Genomic DNA, 25,771 nt, shown 5'->3' on the forward strand with positions numbered 1-25,771 from the left:
CAAAACAGACAAGTATAAAACCTGATTTAATGAATTTTGGATCTCAAAACTTTGAAAAGAAAAGATTATACTACGGTATATTAAATCTAATTTTCTTTATCTTGATTCTAATTACTCCAGAATATAGAGAATATTTTGGTGTAATAAAAGGCTATGCTCCCTATGAGTTTGGATTTAACATTGAATTTTTTTTCCCTTGTATGTTTATATTATTAATAATTACAATTGTTATTTTCTGGAAAACAATTGAAGAAAATAAAAAATACCAAAATAAAACATTTTTTATTTTAACGATAGCTGTTACGGCTCCAATTTTGATTCTTTGGATTTTTTTTGGTGTAAAAATTATATTTGAAATCTTCAACGAATATTAAGATAATTATTAAGAATTTAAGTCTGCATTCAAGGAAATTAGAAAAATGAAGTTCCTTCTGTCAATAAAACCAACAATTATATTGCATATTACAAATATATTTTCTACTTTTGCACCTCGAAATAATTAACAAATTCATTTAACATTATGAACAATTACGAAACTGTTTTCATTTTAACTCCCGTTCTATCTGAGTCACAGGTAGAGGAAGCAGTGAACAAGTATGTAGATCTTTTAAAAGAAAAGAACTGCGAAATCGTTGCTAGAGAAAACTGGGGATTAAAAAAATTAGCTTATCCGATCCAATTGAAAAAGAACGGATTCTACACTTTAATCGAATTTAAAGGAGAAGGTACTGTAGTTGCTGATCTAGAATTAGCATTCAAACGTGACGAAAGAGTAATTCGTTACCTTACTACAAAACTTGACAAGCACGCTGTTGAGTACGCTGTAACTAGAAGAACTAAAGTAAAAGCAGCTAAAGCTTAATTATTAACCCAATTTTTTAAAACGACAAGACATGGCAATAGATGAAATGGCTAAACAAGCCTCAGCTGGAGGAGAATCAGAAGTAAAATTCCTTACTCCGCTTGATATCAATACAAAATCTGAAAAGAAATATTGTAGATTCAAAAAATTCGGAATTAAGCACGTTGATTACAAAGATGCTGACTTCTTATTACAGTTCGTAAACGAGCAAGGTAAAATTTTACCAAGAAGATACACTGGAACTTCTTTGAAATACCAAAGAAAAGTTTCTGCTGCTATCAAAAGAGCTAGACACTTAGCTTTGATGCCTTACGTAGCTGACTTATTGAAATAAGACAAAAAAATAAATAAAAGAAGAGAGTAATCTCTTCTTTTGTTGCTGAATACATCATTAATTCTAACTTGATTTTAGACATCTAAAATCTAAAAAAGGACAACAACAATGAACATTATCCTAAAAAAAGACGTAGAAAACTTAGGTCTTGAATTCGACACAGTAAGCGTAAAGCCTGGTTATGCAAGAAACTTCTTAATCCCTCAAGGATTTGCACTTTTAGCTACACCTAAAAACATTGCAGCTCTAGAAGCTACTTTGGAAGCTAGAAAAGAAGAAGAAGCTAAATTAATCGCTACTGCAACTGCTGTAGTTGAGCAATTGAAGAAAACTTCTGTTACTATTCCTGCAAAAGTAGGTTCTGGTGATAAATTATTCGGATCTATCAACAATGCAGATCTTTCTGCTGCTCTAGAAAAAGCTGGAGTTTCTGTAGAGAAGAAATATATCAAAATCCCTGGTAACACAATCAAGAGAACTGGTAAAGTAACTGCAAACATCAGATTACACAGAAACGTTGAGTACAACTTCGAATTCGATATCGTATCTGACGCTCCAGTAGAAGCTCCAAAAGCTCCTGCTAAAAAAGAAGAAGCTCCTTCTGAAGAAGCTTAATCAAGACGAGATTTTTCTCAACATATAAAACCACTTCTTACGAAGTGGTTTTTCTTTTTTAGATCATTATTGTCGCTTAGATTCCTACGGAATGACAAGCTAACTATGAGTTTTACAACATATAATCCTTCCCATTTACTCATCCCCTTTCAGTTTATGTTGATATTCCGTAGGTGGAATTCCGATTACCTTTTTAAAGATATTACTGAAAGAAGAAAGGCTGTTATATCCTACCATCATTGCAATTTCATACATATTGTATTTTCCTTCCAGCATAAGTTCCAGCGAACGGGTGATCCTCAAAGCACGCAGAAAACGAACGTAATTCATCCCTAAAATCTCTTTAAATTTCCTTGACAGCGTTCTTGTACTCATCCCGAATTCTTTCGCGGTAGACTCGATCGTTAAAGGTTTTTCAAGATTCGCATGAATGTATTGTGCCACCTTTAGTAAAGTTTCATCATTAGGAAATGGGTGCTGAACGGGAAATGCTAACTTTTTATCTCTCTTTTCAGGTAAAATTCCTTTTAATGCTTTAAGGAAATAATATTTAGACTCGTCATTTTTTGTGATTTTTCCATCCCACTCTTTCGTATATAAAATCATTTCTCTCAATAAATGACTTACCGAATAGATATTAATTTCATCAAAAAAGCCACTTTCATTTTCCTCTTTCTTAAAATAAAAATTATATAAATCTACTTTAGGGCTGGTCGAAAAAATATAATGGGGTGTTCCTGCTGGAATCCACATAAAACATCTTGCCGGTAAATACCAATGTTTTGAATCTGTAAAAACATGCACAATACCGCCTTCTGCGTATACTAATTGTGCAGAACTGTGATGATGAATCTCTGTTTTCACATTTCCCGTGAGAACATGATAGATGTAAAATTCGGCATCTATTTCTTCTACGGCTCCAAAATGACTGTCGTTCATAGAATAAAGGTAAGAAGAAAATTTCAATTTGGCGTAAATGAACAAATCTTTTTCTGTTTTCACAAATCGTGTGCTATGCATCACCCCGTAACTTTGCAGTATCAAAATCAATTTAGCAAAAAACCTTTAATTAAATTATGAAAATGATATTTGGCGTACACAGATATCACTGTATTACGCTGTGCTTATTATTGGTAAGCAATCTTCTATACTCACAAGTGATGGATTATCAGCATCTCAATTTGCAGCAAGCTGTTGAGATCGGGCTAAAGAATAATAAAAATATTCAAATAAGCCATCTTAAAAACGAAATGTCCGAGACCAAAGAGAAAGATCTCAAAATGGAAAAGCTTCCGGATATTGAATTCCATACCAGCTACAATCAGGTTACCAATCTTTTTCAGCATCAAAATGGCGTATTTGGAAAAGCCACAAAGTATGATATCATCAACGGGATGTATGATTTTACACTTGCGGCTTCCATCCCGGTTTATATGGGTGGGAAGATTAAAAATACAGAGAAGAAAGCAGCTATTGACACTGAAATTTCTTCTTTAAAAACCCATTTGGACGAAAGACAACTGACCATGGAAATCATCACGGCTTTTCTTCAAATTCATCATTTGAAAGAACAACAAAGCTTGATTAATGATAAAATGAAAGAAGATTCCGTCAATATCAAACAAGTAAAAGCTTTAAAAGCAAATGGTGTAGTAACGGTGAATGAAGTGCTAAGAACATCGTTGCAGCTTTCTAACCACAAAATGAGCTGGACAGAGCTGGATAATGATATTCAGATTGCCGAACATAAACTGAAAACAATTCTTTCATTGGAAGAAAATCAGGAAATGCATGTAGATACGGAAGATCTGATTTCAGAAAAAGCAGAAATACCTTATGTAGATGAATTAACAGAAACTGCTTTGCACAAAAATGAATCTGTTGAAATGGCTAATAAAAATCTTTCCCTCAAAGAATTAGATCAAAAGATTACAAAAGCAAATTATTTACCTAAAATTACAGCCGGCGGAGAATATTTCATGAAGTATCCGAACATGATGTTTTTCCCTCCTGAACCTTACGCTTACCGTTTAGGAATGATTGGAGTCAATCTCACCTATCCTATCGAAAGTCTGTATAAAAATAAATACAAAATGCAGGAAGCTAAAGAGAACATTCATCTGGCAAAACTGCAAATTGAAGAGAATGAAGAAAACATCAGACACAATGTTTATGAGGCTTACAAAAAGTTTGAAGAAACCGATCAAAAGGTAAAAATTGCCGAAGAAGCAATTACTCAAGCTAAAGAAAACTACAGAATAGTAAGAACGAAATATGCGAATAAATTAAGCCTAATCACGGAATTAATTGATGCTGACAACGCCTATCTGGAAGCTCAATCCAACCTTATTTCCGTAAAAATAAACCGACAACTTAAATATTACCAACTCCAATATACGATTGGAAACTTATAAAAACTATGGCAAAGAAACAATTAACGCAAAAAGAAAAAAGAATCAACAAAACGATTACTTTACTCGCCTGGATTCTTATCATCAGCGGGATTACAGGAATGATAAGTTTCTATCTTTTTTCGAGAAAAAATGTGACGACCAATGATGCGCAGATTGAACAATATATCACCCCTGTTTCCAGTAAAGTTTCAGGTTTTATCAAAGCAATTAAGTTTAACGAAAATCAATTTGTACATAAAGGCGATACTTTAATTGTGATTGACAATCGTGAATTTGTGAATCAGGTGAAAATGGCAGAAGCCAATCTTGATGCCAATTCTGAAAATGTAAATACCATTGAAAGTGGCGTAAATACGAAAGCAAGTGATACCAAAATCATCGATGCTAAAATAGCTTCTGCAAAAATTGACATCTGGAGAACCGAACAGGATTTTAAAAGATATAAAAATCTGGTTTCAGAAGATGCGGCAACTGAGCAACAATTTGAAAACGTAAAAGCGTCTTATGAACAGGCAAAAGCCAATCTTTTAGCTTTGGAACAACAAAAGAATGCGGTAAGAGCGAGTGTGAACGAACAGGAAACCAGAGTTGCTCCCGTAAAAAGCCAGATTGAACAAAGTTCTGCAAATCTTAATAATGCCAAACTCTTCCTTTCGTATACAGTTGTTACTGCTCCTTACGACGGTTGGGTAGGTAAAAAAACGATTCAGGAAGGTCAGTTGATCAAAGAAGGTCAGGCTTTGGTTCAGATTGTAAGCAAAGAAAAATGGATTATCGCGAATTACAAAGAAACGCAGCTAGGACAAATCGATCAGAATAAAGAGGTTATTATCACAGCGGACGCTTATCCCGACGTAGAATTCAAAGGGAAAATAGTTTCTGTTTCTCCGGCTTCAGGCTCCCAATTTTCTTTGGTAAAACCGGATAATGCCACAGGAAATTTCGTGAAAATCGAACAACGATTTCCTGTAAAAATAATTTTAGATCATAATCAAAACAACGAAAAATTGCTTTCCGGAATGAATGTTCTGGTGAGTGCGAAGAAAATATAAAATTTGAGAGACAGGGGAATTGAGACTAGGTGCTGGAAAGATATGTTTATTAGATTTTAAATTCTTCAAATTCCTCTCTCTCAAATTTAAAACAACTTTTTAAATTATTTTAGCGAAAAGACAGAACTGCAAAATAGCGAATTTGCTAATTTTTTCTCAAGCATATTTGCCATTTTATCTTTTACTTTTTTTACACTTTTGCCCTTTTGTCTTTTCGCTTTTTCATCACTCATGAATATGTCTTAACTCTTTTTAAACTTATTTCCAGCAAGTTTGCCATTCCGTAGAAATCTAAGCAGAGTATTCTATCGGAAAGATTCGAGCCTAGTGACAAGTTTTGTGTAATCATAAAATATTCTACGGAACGACTACAATCCTAGCCCCGATTGCAACGGCATCCTTTTGTGTAGCGAAGCGAAACAAAAGATATAGTGGAAAGCGGGATTAAGCTCTTAAAAAAGTTGAAACACATTTAATATAAAACACAATCGGCAATTGGTTCATCAACTAATCGCTCTTTAAAGAAAGTCATGCAACACAATACAATTTATCATAAATGGGTACCACAATGGCTGAAACTGCCGCTTCTTATTCTTGCGCTGTTTCCCCACTTAATGTTGTTGTCGCTTTTGCACTCCAATAGCGCCTTCACATCTTCTTTTATGGATGTAGACTCAGACGACATCCAATACTTAATGATTTTGATGTACGGGACATTTGTGGTTACCCTTTTAGTTATACAGCGGTTTATGGCCTATTTCAGTGTGAAATATTACACATTGCTGATGTCGTCCGTTTCAATTCTTATTCTCTATGGGCTTTCAGTCACTAGTGATTATCATATTATTTTAGTCATTCGTTTTCTAGAAGGGATTTTCGGAGTGATGGAAGGGGCAATTTTCTTACCATTAATTGTAGCGGAACTCAAGACCAAACACGCCAAAGAAATTGCTTATCTCTTCATGTATACCATTATTCTTACAGGAGGAACATTGACAACTTCTCTTTTAAAATCAAGCATCGAAGATTATGATTTCAAGCATATGATCTTAATGATGGTTTACTTTCATGTTTTTGTACTGATCATTGCCTTCGCTATTTTTAATAAAAACAGATTTTTTCCTAAAAAACCTTTGTACCAACTGGATATTACAAGCTGGTTTCTGCTTTGGGTATGTCTCCAAGCAGGTGGATATGCATTGATATATGGAAAAAGACTAATGTGGTTCGAGTCTGATCTCATTGTTTTTTGTTTTTTAATTTTCTTATTATTCGGAGGCTTATTTATGTTAAAACAGAGAAACCAGCCTCGTCCTTTTTTCCATTTCGAAGTGTTTAGTTCTAAAAATGTCATCGTAGGAGTTGTTCTTTTTTTTATTTTTTACATTTTGAGAGCCTCAATAAATAATGTGTACAGCATTATGGCTACAGTATGGAAATGGCCATGGGATTATATTGTAAGAATTCAATATTGGAATGTTGCAGGCAGCTTATTGGGTGTTTTTATTTCTGCATTGTGTATCACAAAAGGAGCTTCCTCAAGATTGGTTTTCTTTACCGGATTTTTGATTTTGGCAATTGATTCCGCATGGTTTACCTATACGTTTTATCCTGATACCACTCTACAAACGATTTGTCCTCCTCTCTTTCTTCAAGGAGTTGGTCAAGGATTACTTTTTACACCATTAGTATTTTTCTTAATTGCAGGAATGCCCGAGCAATATGTTTCTAATGCGACAGCCGTCGGAACTGCAACCAGATTTTGGACTACAGCTATCGGATATGCTTTAATGCAGAATTTAATGTTGTTTCTCACTTTAAAACATTCGGATACATTAAGTTCAAATCTTACCGATACCAATCCTATCTTCTATTCACAATGGAATCAGCTGTTCGGAGCCAATATGTCAAAACTTCCAGTCAATGAATCTTTATCCATGACAGGAGCTATTTTTAAAGCAAAGATAAATGCACAGGCAATTCTACTTTCCAATATGGAAATTTTCACAGGATTATTTTGGCTGGCTTTAATCACAGCATTTGTTGTATTACTGTATCATCCGGTAAGAATTGCCGTAAGAAATATTATGTAAATTTAATTTTATACAAGACCTAAGAAACGATAAAAGGGAACCTGAACGTTACCAATAACTCTCAGATTCCCTTTTCAAGCTTCCGTTTTAACACTTACTCTCCCCAAAAAGTCCATACCGAACCATTGTAAACAGCAAGTTGTTTTTTTACCGTGTCATAAACCATCAAACCTGCTGCCGGAGAAATTATATTGAGATGCGGACTCACCACTTTAGGTAAAATCATCGCTTTATTGCTATCTTCTAACACCAAAATTCCTGAAGTAGTCGTTGGAGTCCCGACAGCAACTTTCGCAATCGGATTATCATTCAAAGCATCTTGTATACTTGAATCAGCGACTCCCGTTGCATCGATAGAAAGATCTACCCAAGCACTATTTTTATACACTTTTACTTTTTTATCTGAAAGGTCATAAATCATCGTTCCGTTAACCGCATTTTGTACACTTGCAACGTCTGTTACCCAAGGAAGAACCATTCCACGATTGGCAGCACCAAATTCTATTGAAGAAGAGGCTGATTCAAGAGTTGTTTTTCCAAAAGCAACCTGCGAATACATCAAACCCGAAACCGTTATACTTACTATTAAAACTATTTTTTTCATTTTTGATTTGATTTTAAAAATTAATCAGGACACGTTTGATTATTAAAACATCTCCAACCTGTAGCAGTTCCGTCGATATTTACCTGAAGACAGTTTTGAGTCGTATTATAAACCATCATTCCTTCTTTCAGGTCTGTTGTCGGAATTGCTGCAACCTGAGCATCCGTCAATCTATTTAAAACGAAACCTTTCGTTTTAGATTCCAAAGCAATCCAAGCGCCTTTTCGTACTCCCGGCCAATTTGTATCACCGGATTGAGCTCTGTGTAAAGCGGTAATTCCAACATTGGTAGGAAGCAATGTTCCCGCAGTAATTCCAGGCTTATAACAAGGGGTAGTTCCCCCTCCTGGAACAATGATGGTATCAATTGCTGTATCACAATTTGTAGGGTTTGCCTGTTGACAAATCTGATATTCTAAAGTATAGGTTCCCGCAGGTGTTCCCGGAGCAACGGTAACAAAGCCTGTTGTTGTATTTAAATTAATATTTGAGTTTGACGTTGAAATCTGCGTCATTGTAACGTTCGTAATGGTTGCCTGTGGTCCGTTATACGTTTCAAAGTCATTATCCAAAACAATTCCTGTGGAGGAACTTCCTGCATTAATCGTATAAGAATCATCTACTGCCATTGGTGGTAAATCTCCTGTAATCGCCGGACAAAATCCTGGGTTTATAACAAGAGGAGCGCTACAACTACTTGTAGAAGCACAGTCAAAAGTAACATTAGCAAGGTAAGAAGGGTTACTATTCATGAAAAGTGTACTCGGATCTGAAACACCTGTACTTCTCTTGAAATCAAGATTAGGCCCCATCACAGCGTTGTTAACCTGAATAGCGTTATTAACTTCTATATATCCTTTTTTAGATGAAGATGCTGGTCCATGAAAAGCAGCATTCCCACCTTGATATTGATTGAGGAAAATTTTACCTTCATTATAAATAATGGCATCCGAAGGCGCATTGTTCATATTCCCATTCGAAGTAAATAGCCCGAAATTATAAATCTCACTGGAATTTCCGGACATATTAATATCTCCGGCAGAAGTAAAAATTCCCGTATTGTAAATACGTCCTCCATTGATATTAAAACCACTATTACAGACAATAGTTCCACAATTGATATAAACACTGTTCTCGTTATTGCTATAGTTTCCTGTTATTTGAAGAAGTCCACCTCCTTCATTTCTAAATTGAGTTACTGAAGTATTACTCATATTCAGGTTTCCATTAATCGTTAGATTTCCATAATTATCAATGGTATTAAGCGTATTACCTCCAAACTGTAAAACCCCCACATCTATAACTCCTTCATTTAAAATAACATTTTGCTGTCCGTTAAGGGTAAAATTTCCATTCCCCGAACCCACAGACACATTTCCGGTATTATACACATGAAGATTCACATCAGCAACCGCAGTAGCTGCTTGATTAAATAAGAGTGTCCCATGAACATCAAAATAGATCATGGCATTCGTAACTCCTGAAATATTGTTTTGAAATGTAACCGTAACTCCGGTAGCAATACATACCTTTACATTGGATCCGAAAGATGGATTATTGAACGTCATGTTTGAAGTAAAACAGACTGTTTCATTATCAGGAAAATGAAAATCCGGATTGGTTGGATTTGAAATGGTACAACCTACACATTGAGACCGTAAAATGTAGCTTATAAAAATAAAAGCCAGTAGGAAAATTTTTCTCATCTTAATAATTTGGGTACATAAATCTACAAAATTCTTTGTCACAAAACAATGAAATAGCAAATATTTTTCTAATGTTAACAATATATTGATCAATAATTTAAATGTTAGTAATTTTATCATTAATATTTTTTACCAACAGCAACATTTGAAAACTAAAAGATAATTTGTAAACTTATTGTATGGAAATCCAGGAAATCGTTTTACATCAAAAAAAATTTTTCAATACACAACAAACGAAAAATAGTAAGTTTCGTAAAATGTATCTTGAAAAATTGAAAGGGCTTATCCTAGAGAATGAAAATGCATTGTATGAAGCGATTCATAAAGATTTTGGCAAATCAAAATTTGATACCTTTACGACAGAAATTTCTTTTATCTTAAATGATATCAACTATTATCTCAAAAACTTAGAATCGCTTTCCAAACCTAAAAGAGTAAGCACCAATCTTGTCAATCAAATTGGGAAAAGCAAAATTTATTCGGAACCTTTGGGAAATATTCTGGTTATCGGAGCCTGGAACTATCCTTATCAATTATCCCTCTCACCTATTATTGCTGCTTTAGCGGCCGGAAACTGCTGTATTTTAAAACCCAGTGAAATTGCCGAACATACGATGAAGATTATGGCAAAAATCATCAATGAAAATTTCCCTCCGGAATATCTTTATGTTTATGAAGGGGGAATTGATGAAACCACAGAAGTATTAAAACTTAAATTTGATAAGATCTTTTTCACAGGAAGTACAAAAGTGGGGAAAATAGTTTACAAGGCTGCCGCAGAAAGCCTCACTCCTGTTACTCTTGAATTGGGAGGAAAATCTCCCACAATTATTACAAAAAATGCCAATCTTGAAATTGTTGCCAAAAGAATTGTCTGGGGAAAATTTTTAAATGCAGGTCAAACCTGTGTGGCTCCGGATTATATATTAGCAGAAGAATCAATCCAGACAGAATTTTTAAACGTTTTAAAGAAGTATATTCAGGAGTTTAATTATCAACCCGGCTCTGAGCATTATACAAAAATTATTAATCAGAGGAATTTTGAGCGACTTATCCAATTAATTGATCAAAACAAACTTTATCTCGGGGGAAATTCCAATAAAGAAAACCTATATATTGAACCAACAGTTCTTATAAATGTAAGTTGGGAAGATGAAGTCATGCAGGAAGAGATTTTCGGACCTATTTTACCGGTAATTTCTTTTACAGATTTTAATCTAACATTAAATGAAATTGTAGAGCATGAAAAACCACTTGCAGCATATTTGTTCACCAATAACTCAGAGGAAAAAGCAAGCTTCACCCAGAAACTATCTTTTGGAGGTGGTTGTATTAATGATGTCATTATGCATCTGGGAAATGAAAACCTGCCGTTTGGAGGTGTAGGAAACTCTGGAATTGGAAATTACCACGGAAAATTCGGTTTCGAAACCTTCTCTCACCAAAAAGCTGTTCTTGAAAAAGCAACGTGGGGAGAGCCCAACATAAAATATCCTCCTTATTCAGATAAAAAATTCAGTTGGATCAGAAGATTTATGTAAAACTTGTTCCAGTTTTTTATTTAACCACAAAAGTCACAAAAGATCTAGATAATATATCAAAGTTTATCGCTAAACTGAAAAAAAGACTACAAAAGCCGTTAAAAATCTTTGATTTTATTCTTTTGATAACTTTTAAATTCTATTAGAAACTGTATAAATTGCTTTTGAATCTTTTGTGGTTAAGTTGAAATAGATTAAAAATAAAAACCGGGAAAATTCCCGGTTTTAGTTTATGATTTTTTTTGGAGCCCATTGATTAAAGAACTCTTTAACTTTTTCCAGACTATATCCTTTTCCTTGTTCCAAAACGTCGCTTTGCTGTACATGAATCATTTTCCCGTTCTTATCTAAGACAATAAATACAGGATAACCAAACTTATCACCCGGATTTCCGTATTCAGCAAAAATTTTCTCATTCTTATTCTCCGGAGAGTAATTTAAATGATAATACAGATAATTTTTATCTACAATATTTTTCAATTCCGGAGTAGTCTGTACATACTGATTGAATCTTAAACACCAGATACACCAGTTTCCTCCTGCCTGAATCATGATATTTTTACCTTCTTTTTTGGCTTGAGCTACTAGTTTATTGATATCTGCTTGCGCATCTGCTTTCGGATCATAAGGTTTCGGCAATTTTGCCTTTTCTTCTGCCGCAGCTTTTTTCTTTGCTTCCAATTCTGCAGCATCACTTTTCACCAACAAAGCTTTATCTCCTGAGTTCTTTGCTTCAGGAGTTCCTTTTATTTCTGTATTCTGAGCCCAAATTACTGTGCTTAAAACTACAAAAGCTATTATCGACACTTTTTTCATACTATAAAAATAAAAAAATAATACTTATTCCCTGCAAAAATGAAACCATATTTTTATTATCCTTAAATTTGCATTCTCTATGAATTTTTTAATCAAAATACTTTATTTAATCTCAAAGATCCCGCTTAAGATATTATATATTTTTTCGGATATCATTTTCTTTTTAAACTACTATATTGTCGGTTACAGAAAGAAAGTTATCTTACAGAATATTAAAAATTCTTTCCCTGAAAAAACAGATGAAGAACTACAGGCTATCTTAAAGAAATTCTATCTCAATTTTTCTGACTATTTGGTAGAAACGGTAAAATCATTCAGCATAAGTGAGACAGAATCACGAGTACGAATGCAGCATATTAATCAACATCTGTTTCATGAAGCAAAAGCTGAAGGTAAAAATATTATTCTACTTGCAGGGCACGTTTTCAACTGGGAATGGATTAATGCATTAGCCAGAATAATTCCTCAAAAACACTGTCATCCCGTTTACAGAAAAGTAAACAGTAATTTTTGGGAAGACCAGATGAAGAAAGTAAGAAACAAGTTTGGAAATGAGGCTTTAGAAGCTAATGAAGTCATCATGAATATTTTCAGAAATAAAAACGATGGTGACTCCGCTTATATGTTTGTGGCAGATCAGACTCCTCACGTTGCTCACGTTAATTACGGTCTTGAATTTCTTAATCAGAGAACTCCGGCTTTTATTGGTTATGATAAACTGGCGACAAGAATGGATTTAATCTTTATTTACTGTGAAATGAAGAAGGTGAAAAGAGGTTTTTATCAGGTGAACTATCATAGAATTTATCCTGATGGAGAAAAGTTCGTTAACAATGAAGTCGTAAAAAAGTTTCACAAATTATTAGAAAATACCATTCACAAATATCCTGACAATTATCTTTGGTCACACAGAAAATGGAAATATCAGGATTCCATCAAAAATTTTGATGCTGAAAAAATATAAAGAATGATGAGATCAAAGCTTGCAGTGGTCATCTTAAACTGGAACGGAAAAAGCTGGTTGGAAAAATTTCTTCCAAGTGTAGTTAATTTTTCTAATGATGCTGATATTTTTGTTATTGATAACGGATCCACAGATGACTCTGTAGAATTCTTGAAACTCAATTTTCTATCAGTAAACATTGTAGTTAATTCTAAAAACTCGGGGTTTGCAGGAGGATACAATGAAGGGTTAAAGCAAATTGATGCAGAATATTATTGTCTTCTAAATTCTGATGTGGAAGTTACTGAAAACTGGATTGAACCGATTATCAGTCTTTTTGAGAAGAACCCTGATATTGCAGCTATTCAGCCTAAAATACTTTCTTATACCGATAAAAATAAGTTTGAATTTGCAGGTGCTGCAGGTGGTTTAATCGATAATTTAGGCTATCCATATTGTAGAGGAAGAGTTTTTGATGAGGTAGAAGAAGATAAAGGACAATACGACGATGAAATGGAAATATTCTGGGCTTCAGGATGCGCTCTTTTTATTCGTTCAAAAGATTTCTGGGATCAGAATGGTTTTGATGAAAGATTTTTTGCCCATCAGGAAGAAATTGATCTTTGCTGGAGATTAATTAATTCAGGAAGAAAAATTTTTTATACCGGAAAGTCTAAAGTGTATCACGTTGGAGGCGGAACTTTAAACAAGCAAAGTACTCAAAAAACATATTTAAACATCAGAAACAATCTTTCTATGATGCTTAAAAATCTACCTTTTCCTAAATTAATAGGATTAATCTTTTTCAGATTGTGTTTGGATGGAGTTGCCGGAATTTATTTTGGTTTAAAACAAGGCTTTCCTCATCTTTGGGCTGTTGTAAGAGCACATTTTGGATTTTACGCTCAGGCTTCAGGAACCTGGAAACGTAGACAAAAACATCAGAAGGATAAATTCTACCAGTCAAAATGGTTGATCTTTAAACACTTTTTATAAAGAATGAATTTAGTTTTCGATACTTATTATTTTGATCATAATAAAGCTAATACCATCTGTTTAGCTTTTAAAGACTGGGAAAGTTCAGTTCCGGATTATGACTTTTCTGAAATAAAAGATGGTGTTGAAGAATATATTCCCGGACAATTTTACAAGAGAGAACTTCCTTGTATTTTAAGTCTTGTAGAAAAGATTAGAAGTCAGATTAAAGACATTTCCTGCATTATTATCGACGGTTTTGTATATCTTGATGATGAGATGAAGCCTGGTCTGGGAAAACACTTATTTGATGCTTTAAATGGCGAAATACCTATCATTGGTGTTGCCAAAACAAATTTTGCCACTGTTGAAAAGTATAAACTGCATTTAAAAAGAGGAAATAGTGAAACTCCTCTGTATATTTCAAGTGTAGGAATTGATATGGAAACAGCTTATGACTTCATTGAAAAGATGCATGGAGACTTTAGAATCCCGACTCTTTTGAAGAAAGTCGACACCTTAACAAGACAATTTTAAATCATGGATTTCTGCGCGATAGATTTTGAAACAGCCACTTTTGACCGGAACTCAGCTTGCGAGTTGGGAATTTGTGTTGTACAAAATTCTGAAATCGTAGAAACTAAAACATGGTTGATCAAACCTCCAAGTTTTCCCTATTTCAGTCAAAGAAATATTGATGTGCATGGAATTTTACCGCAAGATGTAAAAGATGCTCCTACTTTTGAAGATATTTGGTATGAAGTGGAAGAAATGATGTACGGAACCTTAATGATTGCTCACAATGCAAGTTTTGATGCAAGTGTTCTTCGAGGTTGTCTAGATTATTATGGGATCTTTACTCCAAAGTTAGATTATCTTTGCAGTATTCAACTTGCTAAAAAATCATGGAATTATCTTCCTAAATATGGATTGAAACCTTTGGCAGAATATCATCAAATCAAATTCAACCACCACAGAGCCGGAGATGACGCAGAGGTTTGTGCAAAAATATCTTTATTGGCTTTTGAAAAATTATTTCTCACAAGCAATGAAGAAATTTCAGAATACATGAAAGCTAAGATCAAAAAACTTTGATTCTATAGTGCTTACACAAATTTGCATCAATGGCTGAGCAACAATTTCATATTAATTACTCAAGACTTCAGACAACAGATTAAATTTCGGAATATCAATTTCAAAATTCTCTTTGGTCTGTTCATTTCTTACCAAGTATTTACCACTCATATTACCTACTCCGGAACGAAGCATTACATTCGAAAAATAAGCGAAGTTTCCTTCTGGTTCTATTTCAGGAGTCAGACCGATTACTCCATCTCCTACGATCTCTGTATAGCCAAAGCCAACATCGAAAATCAGCCATTTTCTTTTTAGAACTTTAATAGGAAAATCTCCTTTATTTTCAATCACAATGTTATATTTGAAAACGTAGCGGTTTTCTGAGGGATAACTGTTCTTACTATCATATTCAGGAACTACTGAAACTCTGATATTAGATGTGATTTTAGAAAACATTTTTTTTCATTTTATTTATTAAATACAAAAATCTCGCCTTTTTCAAGGCGAGATTGTAAAATATTTATAATTCTGTAAATTATAATCCAAGACCTTTTCTTTCGTCTCCACCTAATAGGATTTCAACAGGATTGTCGATACCTTCTTTTACCGCAACAAGGAATCCTACAGACTCTTTACCGTCGATAATTCTGTGGTCGTAAGACATTGCAACGTACATCATTGGACGAATTACAACTTGTCCATCAACAGCAACCGGTCTCTGGATAATGTTGTGCATTCCCAAGATTGCAGATTGAGGTGGGTTGATAATTGGTGTAGATAACATAGAACCGAAAGTACCACCATTTGTAATTGTGAAAGTACCACCAGTCATTTCGTCAACAGTGATTTTACCATCTCTTACTTTAATTGCCAAATCTTTGATGTTTGCTTCAACACCAGCGAAAGACATATTTTCAGCGTTTCTCAATACAGGAACCATCAATCCTTTTGGACCTGAAACCGCAATTGAAATATCGCAGAAATCGTAGTTTACTTTGAAATCTCCGTCAATAGATGCATTTACATCCGGATATAGTTGTAATGCTCTAGTAACCGCTTTTGTGAAGAAAGACATGAAACCAAGTCCTACTCCGTGTTTTTGAGCGAATTCTTCTTTATATTGTTTTCTTAGTCTAAAGATTTCAGACATGTCAACTTCGTTGAAAGTCGTTAACATAGCTGTTTCATTCTTTACAGAAACTAATCTCTGAGCGATTTTTCTTCTAAGAACTGAAAGTTTAGTTGTTGTTGTAGATCTAGAACCTGTAGCTGTCATTGGGTTTCCTCCGAATGCAGGAACAGCAGCCAATTCAGCATCAGACTTAGAGATTCTTCCATCTCTTCCAGAACCTGAAACCTGAGAAGCATCGATACCTTTTTCGTCAAGAATTTTCTTAGCAGCAGGAGACGGAGCACCTGTTGCATAAGTTTGAGGTGCAGCAGCAGGTTTTGGAGCTTCTTGTTTAGCCGATTCAGCCGCTTTCGGAGCTTCCTCTTGTTTTGGAGCTTCAGCAGCAGGAGCATCGCTACCCGCAGGTTTTGCAGCATCCATATCGATTAAACAAACCACTTGTCCTACTTGTACCACATCACCTTCTTCAGCTTTCAAAGTAATAACACCACTTTGCTCAGCAGGCAATTCAAGAGTCGCTTTATCTGAATCTACTTCAGCGATTGGTTGATCTTTTTCTACGTAATCACCATCTTTCACAAGCCAAGTTGCAATTTCAACTTCTGTAATTGATTCGCCCGGTGAAGGAACTTTCATTTCTAAAACTGACATATCGTAATTTTTATTTTTTTATGTATTATTATTTATAATTAAGCTGTTACAGGTCTTTTTACAGGAGCATCATCTCTATCGAATACTCTGTTGATTACTGCATTTTGGTTTTTCTCAAACATTTTGTGACTTCCCGGAGCCGGAGCGCCACTTGGAACCGGAGAAACTACCTGAATTCCTGTATCTCTGAAGTTTCTTAAGATATAAGACCAAGCTCCCATGTTTTCTGGTTCTTCCTGAGCCCAAACAATAGATTTTCTATTCTCATATTTAGCAAAAATCGCTTCAATCGCATCTGTTTGTAGAGGATACAATTGCTCGAATCTTACTAATGCGATGTTATCCGCATTTAATTCTTCTTTTTTAGCTAATAGTTCGAAGTATAGTTTACCTGAACAAAGAACTAATTTTTCTACTTTTTTAGGATCAGCTGTTGGATCGTCTAACACTGGTTGGAATCCTTTGTTTGAGAAATCTTCAAGCGGAGAAACCACTCTTGGATGTCTTAACAATGATTTTGGACTCATTACGATCAATGGTTTTCTGAATGCCCATTTCAACTGTCTTCTCAACAGGTGGAAATAGTTTGCAGGTGAAGTGATGTTCGCAACCACCATGTTTTCGTTAGCACAAAGTGTAAGGAATCTTTCTAGTCTTGCTGAAGAGTGTTCTGCACCCTGTCCTTCTGAACCGTGAGGCAACAACATTACCAAACCATCCTGAATTTTCCATTTTTCTTCTGCAGCTGCTAAGTATTGATCAACAATGATTTGAGCTCCATTTACGAAATCTCCAAACTGTGCTTCCCAAATTGTCAATGTATTAGGAGACGCCATTGCATAGCCGTAATCGAAACCTAAAACTCCGTATTCTGAAAGGTGAGAATTGAATACATCGAATCTGTTTTCAGAAACATGTCTTAAAGGGATATATTCTTCTTCTGTATCTTCAGTTTTTACTACAGCATGTCTGTGAGAGAATGTTCCTCTTTCTACATCTTCTCCGGAAATTCTTATGTTGTGACCTTCTACAAGAAGTGTAGCATAAGCCAACCATTCTCCTAGAGCCCAATCTAATGAGTTTCCTTCAATAGCTTTCAATCTGTTTTCGAATAGTCTTGTGATTTTATTCAAGAACTTTTTATCAGCCGGAAGTGTTGACATTTTAATTGCCAATTCTTTCAACTTCTCTAAGTCGTATTTTGTATCAACAGCATCCTGAACTGCTCCTCTCTTACCGATTGGATAGTTCGTCCAGTCTTCTGCCATGAAAACATCCATTACGTTTTTCTCAATTTCTTTAGAAGCATCAAAGTCTTTATCTAAAAGTGCTTTGAAGTCTGCCTCCATTTTAGCGATCACCTCGTTTGAAGTAATGCTATCCTTCAATAATTTATCTTTATAAATTTCTCTTGGATTCGGGTGCTTAGAAATTGTTTTGTATAAGTTAGGTTGAGTAAATCTTGGTTCATCCCCTTCATTATGACCATATTTTCTATATCCTAATAAATCGATATATACATCTTTACCAAACTTCGCTCTGAAATCAGCAGCAAAGTGGATTGCATGAACTACAGCTTCTGCATCATCTGCATTTACGTGCATTACAGGAGATTCTGTAACTTTTGCGATGTCTGTACAATATGTTGAAGATCTTGCATCCATATAGTTTGTCGTAAACGAAACTTGGTTGTTTACTACGATATGAACTGTACCTCCTGTTCTGTATCCTTCCAACGTCATCATCTGAGCAACTTCGTAAGCAATACCTTGTCCGGCAATTGCTCCGTCACCGTGAATGATGATTGGCAACACTTTAGCGTAATCCTTATATTTATCATCTACTTTTGCACGGCAAATACCTTCTACAAGGGCAGCAACCGTTTCAAGGTGAGATGGGTTCGGAGTCAGATTAATCGCAACTTCTTCTCCTGAAGCTGTTTTGATTTTTTTAGATGAACCTAAGTGATATTTAACGTCACCAGAGAATACATCTTCTTCAAATTCTTTTCCTTCAAATTCTGAGAAGATCTGCTTGTAAGATTTTCCGAAGATATTGGTAAGTACATTCAATCTACCTCTGTGAGCCATACCAAGTACAACTTCATCAACGCCTAACTGAGAAGATCTTGAGATCAACTGATCCAATGCAGGAATCAAAGTTTCACCACCTTCTAATGAGAATCTTTTTTGTCCAACAAATTTTGTATGAAGATAGTTTTCAAATGCTACCGCCTGATTCAATTTTAATAAAATCTCAGTTTTTTCATTTGCAGAAAGGTTCGGGTGGTTTTCGTTAACCTGAAGCCATTGCTTAATGAAATCTTTTTCTTCAACGTTGTTGATGTGCATATATTCCACACCGATAGAATCACAGTAAATGTTTTCTAAGTGTGTAATCAATTCCTGTAGTGTTGCAGGACCTTTCATTCCTGTTTCAACAGCACAGTTGAATTTTGTATTTAAATCTGACTTATCAAGACCGAAATTTTCGATATCCAAAGTCGGAGTATAATGTCTTCTTTCTCTAACTGGGTTTGTTTTCGTAAACAAATGCCCTCTCGTTCTGTATGCTTCAATAAGGTTTACTACCTTAAATTCTTTTTTGATGTGCTCAGGAACTTCTCCGTTGGCTGCTGCCTGAGAAATCTGCTGTACTGCGGGTGCAGATGGAGCCGAAGCCTGAATGTATTGAATACTTTCATCATCACCATAGTTCTCTAAGGCAAAATCGAAACCTTGAAAGAAGGCTTTCCATGATGGTTCTAAAGAGTCCGGGAATTTTAAATATTGTTGGTATAAATCCTCAATTAACTGAGAATGAGCTGCGTTTAGGAATGAAAATCTGTCCATTATTACAGTTTATCTATTATTAAAATTTATTTGTAGAATTAATCCTCAAATTTAATAAAAAAACAGATGTAAAGCAGTCCTAAATTATTAAAAATAACTATAAAAATGATATATTTCAGTAATTTACTTATAAACTGACAAAGATAACTTCATATTCACATTTTGATCTTCCGTTGGTCTCTCGATAAAAGTCTGGCGAATATCCCCAAAACGCATTTCGTCTTTCTTGGCTTTTTGAATAAGTTGCTGAATCGAACGTATTCTTCCGGCATACGTTCCTTTGTAATACATGATATAATCCTGTGTAGGACTTATTGTTCTGAAACTATAGTTATTATCTGTAATTCCTATTTTTTTAGACAATGGAATTCCTATAAAATAAGACACCTCTTTATCTTTGTAATTATCCGCATCTGTCATCATCACAGGAAAACCAAATTCATCGTCTTTTTTACCCAAATCCATCGTTACGTAGTTATACACTTTATTATAGTTCATCACTACGTTTTTATACAAAGCATCTTTTTTGTTGGAAGTACTGACATTAATTCCCAGTATTATTTTCTCTTCTTCTTTTTCCACCATAAGACTGTCATATTTTATGGCAGCCATCTGGTTGTCTTTTTCTACTTTGTTTCCTAAAACATTGCTCAGATTCCCCATACTTTTTTCAATATTTTCAGCAAACCTGTCTTCTGTCCAAAAATTTTCAACTCTTCTTAGCACGGAAAGTTTTGGGGTATGAACATACCAAGTGATTTTGGTTCTTTCTGGAGAAACTGCTTTAAATTTCACATCTACCAGTGTAGGATTTTCGTTTTTATCTTCAAAAAGCTGATATTTTAATGTTTTGTTTGGGTTCTCGTAACGAATGAACATTTCACCACCTCTGTTGTTTTTGTTATCTACATAACTTATGGCACTTCCTTTTCCTTCATAGGGAGTGTAATAATCTATATCGATACTTTTAGAACTGGTAAAAAAATTGTTCCAACGTGTAAAGTGCTGAAGATTGTTGAATTGGGAAAAGACTTTTTCTAAAGGATAATCAACCTCTTTTTCAATCTGGAAATTTTTGTTTTCTTCCACAAAAAAATACATGGAAGCAGCATAAGCTCCCACCAAAAGAACAATAATAACAGCTATAATTTTAAAAAAACGCATTGCACAAATGTAATACAAATAAAAAAAGTGACCAATATGCTTGACCACTTGTTTGTGTTAAAGAATCATTATCCGATATGAGTTCCGGGAGGTAAAACGGCTCCTTTTTTCACGACTACAATTCCATCCTGTACAGAATATGTTTTGTAATCTCCGTCTTTTAAATGCTTTCCTCCTATAATTCTCACATTATCTCCGATATAAGAATTCTTATCTAGAATTGCTTTTTCAATGTAGCAGTATTTCCCGACTCCCATATTAGGATTTCCTTTTTTATTATTTTTCAGAATTTCATCTGTATTCTGATAAAAATCTGAACCCATGATATAAGAATTCACAATTGTACTGCCTTTATCTATTCTCGTTCTGTTACCGATAATGGAATTTTCAATTTTATCAGCCATAATGATACATCCGTCTCCAAAGATTGCTTTGCTTACATACGATCCGTTAATTTTTGAAGGCGGCAACATTCTCGCTCTTGTATAAATTGGAGAAGTAGAAAATAAATTGAATTGAGGTAAATCCTGACATAAATCTAAATTCGCTTCATAAAAAGACTCAATCGTTCCAATATCTGTCCAATATCCTTCATATTGATAACTCAACGTCTTATACTTCCCGATTGAACTTGGAATAATGTCTTTTCCAAAGTCATCTCCTGCTCCTTCATCAAACATCTTTTTAAGAATGCTTTTTGTGAAAATATAAATTCCCATCGAAGCTAAATATTCTTTTCCTTTATGCTTATTTTCTTCCGAAACTTCAGATTTTAAATCTTCTAATGCGTCCAAAGCTGGTTTTTCTACAAATGAAGTAATATTTCCTTCATCGTCGGAACTTAGAATTCCAAAACCTGTCGCATCTTTTGCATTTACAGGAATGGTTGCAATGGTCACATCCCCTCCATTTTCAATATGGAAATCCAGCATTTCCGTAAAATCCATTTGGTATAACTGATCTCCGGAAAGAATTAAAATATAATCGTAATCATATTTTTCCAAATGCTTCATCGTTTGGCGAACTGCATCTGCTGTTCCCTGATACCAGTTATCATTCTCTACATTTTGCTCTGCTGCCAGAATATCAACAAATCCTTTACTAAAAATATCAAAGTGATAGGAGTTTTTAATATGCGAATTAAGAGAAGCTGAATTGAATTGCGTTAATACCAAAATTTTGTTTAATCCAGAGTTTAAACAATTTGAAATAGGAATATCTACCAATCTATATTTTCCTGCAATCGGAACAGCCGGTTTTGACCTTGTATACGTCAGTGGAAAAAGCCTAGTTCCCCTTCCTCCTCCAAGAACAATAGAAATTACATTGTGCTTCATATATTTTTTGCGTTTTTTTTAACTATTACTATATAATTGTAAATATTTTTCTGCCGATTTTTCCCATGCGAAATCAAAATTCATATTGGCATGAATAAGATCAGTCATCAATTCTTTTTGATTGTAAAGACTTAATGCCCTGTTCATCGCATGAATCATATCATCTACTCCAGGAAAAGCAAAATTAATCCCTGCTCCTCCTGTAGAAATATCAGCTACCGTATCTTTTAATCCTCCTGTATATCTTACCACAGGAATTGTTCCGTATCGCATAGAGTACATTTGGTTCAGTCCGCAAGGTTCTACACGAGATGGCATCAATAAAAAATCTGCCGATGCATATATTTTATGTGAAAGCTGCTCTTTATATCCCAAATCTAATGCGAAATTGGTATATGTAGCATCATATTCTTTCAATTTATTTTCAATATAAGGATCTCCTGATCCTAAAACAATAACATTTAAAGCTCCATAACTCTGTTTTATGCTTTTCCAAACCATATCCGGAAGCAAATCTGCTCCTTTTTCTTTTGCGAATCTTCCAATAAATGCAAATAATGGAAGCTCTGGTTTCAGGTTGTATTCTTTACAGATTTTTTCTTTGTTTTTCTTCTTTAGCTCAACGGCGTTCTTTATACTGTAATTAAAATCCAGCATAGGATCAGTTGCAGGATCCCAAACTTCACTATCTATTCCGTTGATAATTCCGTAAGCTTTCCCAAATTCCTGACGCACCAAACTTTCTAATCCTCTGAAACTTATAAACAATTCTTCCAAATATCCTTCTGAGACTGTAGTAAAAGCATTACAACATTTAATCATTGTTGCCAATGGATTAATCTGACCTTTCCAGTCTAAAAGACCCCATTTATAATAATCGAATGACGGTATATATTTCGCCATTTCCCAGTTCATATTTCCTTGGTATTCGCCATTATGAATCGTACCAATGGTTTTTACTCCTTTTAAAAAGGCAAAATCAGGACAATGTTCTACCATAAAAGGAACTAATCCTGTATGATAATCATGACAATGCAGCACATCTGGACGAATTTCCATCGCACTCAACCAATGCAAAACACCATGCTGAAAAGCAATAAACTGAAAACTCTCATCTGAGTATCCATAAGGATTTTCCCGATCTAAAAGTCCCGGTATCTTCACCATAAACAATTCAAATCCCAGTACATTGGTTTTCTCTTTCAGCACCTGAACCTGTAGCATATTTGGCCCCTGATGAATAAACCCATCAAAAACTATGTCAAACTCATGATTGTAGATGAAAGACTTGTTGTACCAAGGCATGACTACTTTTGCATCAATACCTTCTACTTTATTCTGGTATTTTGGAAGAGCTCCTACAACATCTGCTAATCCCCCTACTTTTGCTACCGGATAACATTCTGTACTTAGATGATATATCGTCATATGATTTTCTATAAATGTTTTTTCTTGTGTATCAATTTAATTTAGCTTCTTATCTTCTAAATTTACTTCTGTGGTTCTTATACTTCTTGTCTTTTGTCTGTCTGAGAATAATTCCGGAAAGAGGTGGCAATTTCATTAGTATTGATTTCGGATGACGCATATAATCTTCATACTGTTCTTCAAATATCTCAGGTTCTACTCCACTTCCAGCATATATTTCATCATCGGAATTAAAAATTACTTCCCAATGCGTTCCTGCATTCACTCCTATTTTATACTCGATAATTTTAGGTAAAAGATTTAAAACAACCATAAAAACATCATCTCTTCTTTTTCCTTTTCTTACATATACATAAACAGAATTTTCCAGATCATCTGCTTCTACCCATTCAAAACCATCTTTCTGAAACTGATTTTCATAAAAGGCAGATTCTTCTTTATAAATGCTATTAAGGTCTTTTACCAAAGTCTGCAATCCTTTATGAACAGGATAATCTAGCAAATTCCAGTCTAAACTTTTTGTAAAATTCCACTCAGTGGTTTGTCCAAATTCACTGCCCATGAAGAGAAGCTTCGCTCCGGGATGAGTATACATATGTACAAATAATGTCCTCAGATTCGCAAATTTTTGCCATTCATCTCCAACCATTTTATAAATAAGACTGGATTTTCCATGAACGACTTCATCATGAGACAACGGCATCATATAATTTTCATTATACATATACATCGATGCAAACGTAAGCTTATGATGATGGTATTTTCTATTGGTAAATTCTTCTTTAAAATAATCAAGGGTATCATGCATCCAACCCATCATCCATTTCATTCCAAAACCAACTCCTCCATCGTGAACAGGTTTTGTCAGCATTGGAAAATCTGAACTTTCTTCTGCGATGGTGACAATGGCATTCCCAAATTCTTTATAAACAGCGGTATTAAATTCCTGTAAAAAAGTTTTTGCCTCAAGATTTACATTCCCTCCAAAAACATTCGGTTCCCATTCCCCTTGATTTCTTGAATAATCCAGATGAAGCATTGAAGTTACCGCATCTACTCTCAATCCGTCTGCATGATAACGGTCTAACCAAAACATGGCATTTGAAATCAGGAATGATTTCACTTCATTCCTTCCGTAATTGAAAATATGAGATTTCCAATCCGGATGAAAACCTTTTCGGGGGTCTTCATGTTCGTATAAGTAACTTCCATCGAAACGATGAAGCCCGTTCGCATCTCCCGGGAAATGAGAAGGAACCCAATCTAAAATAACGCCTATATTGTTCTTGTGAAGTTCATCTATTAAAAACATTAAATCCTGAGGTGAACCAAAACGTGAAGTTGCCGCATAAAAGCCTGTAATTTGATACCCCCAACTCGGATCATAAGGATATTCCATCACCGGCATAAATTCCACATGAGTAAATCCCATATCTTTAACATAGGGAATTAACTCTACTGCAATATCTCTATAGTTTAAATACGTATTTGATTCACTTTTTTTCCATGATCCCAAATGGATTTCGTACACAGAAATTGGAGCCTCTAAGCTATTTTTTTTCCAGCGACTCTCCATCCACTTCTGATCGTTCCATTCATACCAATTGGTGGAAACTAATGAAGCAGCTTGTATATTTTGTTCCCAGCTCAATGCGTACGGATCACTTTTTTCTAAAGTTTCTCCATGAGCGGTTTCAATAGCATATTTGTATAAAGTTCCCCAAGGCAAATCTTCAATAAAACCTTCCCATATTCCGGATTCGTCCCATCTAGGATATAATATATGATCTTTTGAATTCCAGTTGTTGAAATTGCCTATTACAGAAACTTTTCTGGCATGTGGAGCCCAAACTGAAAAATAAACTCCCTGAATCCCCTCTTTCTCTACGGAATGTGAACCAAATTTTTCGTAAAGCCTGTAATGTTTACCTTCTTTGAAAAGATAAATATCATGATCGGTAAAAAGAGTATATGTCTTAACAGAATTCATATTCAAAATGATTTTGAAATAAAAACATCAGAAAAAAAGGTATTTCAAAATCTATTTTATTTTAAAATTTGGATGTCACTCAAATATATGACTTTCTCTCGTTTATTTTGAAAGTTTTTATCATTAAATTTAGGTAATACCCTTTAATTATTAAAAAATACAAATAAAAATCAGTGGAAGTCACA

Annotated in this window: 23 protein-coding genes; 12 read left to right on the forward strand and 11 right to left on the reverse strand. The window is 34.5% G+C overall.

Features of this window, described 5'->3' with window-relative positions:
* The first annotated feature begins 29 nt into the window (after positions 1-29).
* The 4 genes from RM51_RS03920 to rplI all read left to right on the forward strand — a co-directional run bounded on the left by RM51_RS03920 (position 30) and on the right by rplI (position 1,811).
* Positions 30-374, forward strand: a complete 345-nt coding sequence (locus RM51_RS03920) for a hypothetical protein (RefSeq protein ID WP_039365400.1) — start codon at positions 30-32, stop codon at positions 372-374.
* A 146-nt stretch (positions 375-520) separates the two neighbouring features.
* The gene (rpsF, locus tag RM51_RS03925; protein WP_039365402.1) at positions 521-862 is read left to right on the forward strand and encodes a 30S ribosomal protein S6; all 342 of its coding nucleotides are present in this window, start codon (positions 521-523) and stop codon (positions 860-862) included.
* Between the two features lie 31 nt (positions 863-893).
* Entirely contained in the window at positions 894-1,196 is a 303-nt protein-coding gene (gene rpsR / locus RM51_RS03930; protein WP_007844708.1) for a 30S ribosomal protein S18, read from the forward strand.
* Positions 1,197-1,304: 108 nt separating this feature from the next.
* Complete coding sequence (rplI, locus tag RM51_RS03935) at positions 1,305-1,811, forward strand: 50S ribosomal protein L9 (protein WP_039365409.1); 507 nt, start codon at positions 1,305-1,307, stop codon at positions 1,809-1,811.
* 135 nt (positions 1,812-1,946) lie between these two features.
* On the opposite strand, the gene RM51_RS03940 is transcribed toward rplI, so the two are convergent.
* Complete coding sequence (locus RM51_RS03940; RefSeq protein WP_228375769.1) at positions 1,947-2,831, reverse strand: helix-turn-helix domain-containing protein; 885 nt, start codon at positions 2,829-2,831, stop codon at positions 1,947-1,949.
* Positions 2,832-2,887: 56 nt separating this feature from the next.
* On the opposite strand from RM51_RS03940, the gene RM51_RS03945 reads away from it, so the two are divergent.
* From RM51_RS03945 to RM51_RS03955, 3 genes are all read left to right on the forward strand, one after another.
* Positions 2,888-4,225, forward strand: coding sequence for a TolC family protein (locus RM51_RS03945; protein ID WP_228375770.1), 1,338 nt, complete (start codon positions 2,888-2,890; stop codon positions 4,223-4,225).
* 5 nt (positions 4,226-4,230) lie between these two features.
* On the forward strand, positions 4,231-5,277 hold the full coding sequence (locus tag RM51_RS03950; RefSeq protein WP_039365414.1) for an HlyD family secretion protein: 1,047 nt from the start codon (positions 4,231-4,233) through the stop codon (positions 5,275-5,277).
* A 530-nt stretch (positions 5,278-5,807) separates the two neighbouring features.
* Positions 5,808-7,370 carry an MFS transporter gene (locus RM51_RS03955; RefSeq protein ID WP_131667044.1) on the forward strand — a complete coding sequence of 521 codons (1,563 nt, stop codon included), beginning with the start codon at positions 5,808-5,810 and terminating at the stop codon, positions 7,368-7,370.
* A gap of 94 nt (positions 7,371-7,464) precedes the next feature.
* On the opposite strand, the gene RM51_RS03960 is transcribed toward RM51_RS03955, so the two are convergent.
* Positions 7,465-7,974, reverse strand: coding sequence for a hypothetical protein (locus RM51_RS03960; protein WP_039365418.1), 510 nt, complete (start codon positions 7,972-7,974; stop codon positions 7,465-7,467).
* 20 nt (positions 7,975-7,994) lie between these two features.
* Positions 7,995-9,680, reverse strand: a complete 1,686-nt coding sequence (locus RM51_RS03965) for a hypothetical protein (RefSeq protein WP_039365420.1) — start codon at positions 9,678-9,680, stop codon at positions 7,995-7,997.
* A 179-nt stretch (positions 9,681-9,859) separates the two neighbouring features.
* Here RM51_RS03965 and RM51_RS03970 point away from each other — a divergent pair, with 179 nt between their 5' ends.
* Entirely contained in the window at positions 9,860-11,221 is a 1,362-nt protein-coding gene (locus RM51_RS03970) for an aldehyde dehydrogenase (protein WP_039365422.1), read from the forward strand.
* A 225-nt stretch (positions 11,222-11,446) separates the two neighbouring features.
* Here RM51_RS03970 and RM51_RS03975 read toward each other — a convergent pair whose 3' ends face one another.
* Positions 11,447-12,037, reverse strand: coding sequence for a thioredoxin family protein (locus RM51_RS03975; RefSeq protein ID WP_039365423.1), 591 nt, complete (start codon positions 12,035-12,037; stop codon positions 11,447-11,449).
* Positions 12,038-12,116: 79 nt separating this feature from the next.
* Here RM51_RS03975 and RM51_RS03980 point away from each other — a divergent pair, with 79 nt between their 5' ends.
* Genes RM51_RS03980 through RM51_RS03995 form a run of 4 tightly spaced genes read left to right on the forward strand, consistent with a single transcriptional unit; the run spans position 12,117 to position 15,050 of the window.
* Positions 12,117-13,001 (forward strand): lysophospholipid acyltransferase family protein, encoded by an 885-nt coding sequence (locus RM51_RS03980; protein ID WP_039365424.1) that lies wholly within the window; start codon positions 12,117-12,119, stop codon positions 12,999-13,001.
* A 6-nt stretch (positions 13,002-13,007) separates the two neighbouring features.
* Positions 13,008-13,976 (forward strand): glycosyltransferase family 2 protein, encoded by a 969-nt coding sequence (locus RM51_RS03985; RefSeq protein WP_039365425.1) that lies wholly within the window; start codon positions 13,008-13,010, stop codon positions 13,974-13,976.
* 3 nt (positions 13,977-13,979) lie between these two features.
* Positions 13,980-14,492 carry an endonuclease V gene (locus RM51_RS03990; RefSeq protein WP_039365426.1) on the forward strand — a complete coding sequence of 171 codons (513 nt, stop codon included), beginning with the start codon at positions 13,980-13,982 and terminating at the stop codon, positions 14,490-14,492.
* Between the two features lie 3 nt (positions 14,493-14,495).
* A complete protein-coding gene (locus RM51_RS03995; protein ID WP_039365427.1) occupies positions 14,496-15,050 on the forward strand; it encodes a 3'-5' exonuclease in 555 nt (184 codons plus the stop codon).
* Positions 15,051-15,101: 51 nt separating this feature from the next.
* Here RM51_RS03995 and apaG read toward each other — a convergent pair whose 3' ends face one another.
* From apaG to glgB, 7 genes are all read right to left on the reverse strand, one after another.
* Positions 15,102-15,488, reverse strand: a complete 387-nt coding sequence (gene apaG / locus RM51_RS04000) for a Co2+/Mg2+ efflux protein ApaG (protein ID WP_039365428.1) — start codon at positions 15,486-15,488, stop codon at positions 15,102-15,104.
* Between the two features lie 79 nt (positions 15,489-15,567).
* Positions 15,568-16,815, reverse strand: coding sequence for a 2-oxoglutarate dehydrogenase complex dihydrolipoyllysine-residue succinyltransferase (odhB, locus tag RM51_RS04005; RefSeq protein ID WP_039365429.1), 1,248 nt, complete (start codon positions 16,813-16,815; stop codon positions 15,568-15,570).
* Positions 16,816-16,853: 38 nt separating this feature from the next.
* A complete protein-coding gene (locus RM51_RS04010; RefSeq protein ID WP_039365430.1) occupies positions 16,854-19,667 on the reverse strand; it encodes a 2-oxoglutarate dehydrogenase E1 component in 2,814 nt (937 codons plus the stop codon).
* A gap of 123 nt (positions 19,668-19,790) precedes the next feature.
* Entirely contained in the window at positions 19,791-20,831 is a 1,041-nt protein-coding gene (locus RM51_RS04015; RefSeq protein ID WP_039365432.1) for an SRPBCC domain-containing protein, read from the reverse strand.
* 68 nt (positions 20,832-20,899) lie between these two features.
* Positions 20,900-22,168 carry a glucose-1-phosphate adenylyltransferase gene (locus RM51_RS04020; RefSeq protein WP_039365434.1) on the reverse strand — a complete coding sequence of 423 codons (1,269 nt, stop codon included), beginning with the start codon at positions 22,166-22,168 and terminating at the stop codon, positions 20,900-20,902.
* Positions 22,169-22,186: 18 nt separating this feature from the next.
* On the reverse strand, positions 22,187-23,596 hold the full coding sequence (locus tag RM51_RS04025) for a glycogen synthase (protein WP_052248386.1): 1,410 nt from the start codon (positions 23,594-23,596) through the stop codon (positions 22,187-22,189).
* Positions 23,597-23,645: 49 nt separating this feature from the next.
* Positions 23,646-25,586, reverse strand: a complete 1,941-nt coding sequence (glgB, locus tag RM51_RS04030; protein ID WP_039365438.1) for a 1,4-alpha-glucan branching protein GlgB — start codon at positions 25,584-25,586, stop codon at positions 23,646-23,648.
* Between the last annotated feature and the right edge of the window lie 185 nt (positions 25,587-25,771).

Origin of the sequence: Chryseobacterium taiwanense, assembly GCF_000813825.1 — a bacterium.
Classification (GTDB): Bacteria; Bacteroidota; Bacteroidia; order Flavobacteriales; family Weeksellaceae; genus Chryseobacterium; species Chryseobacterium taiwanense.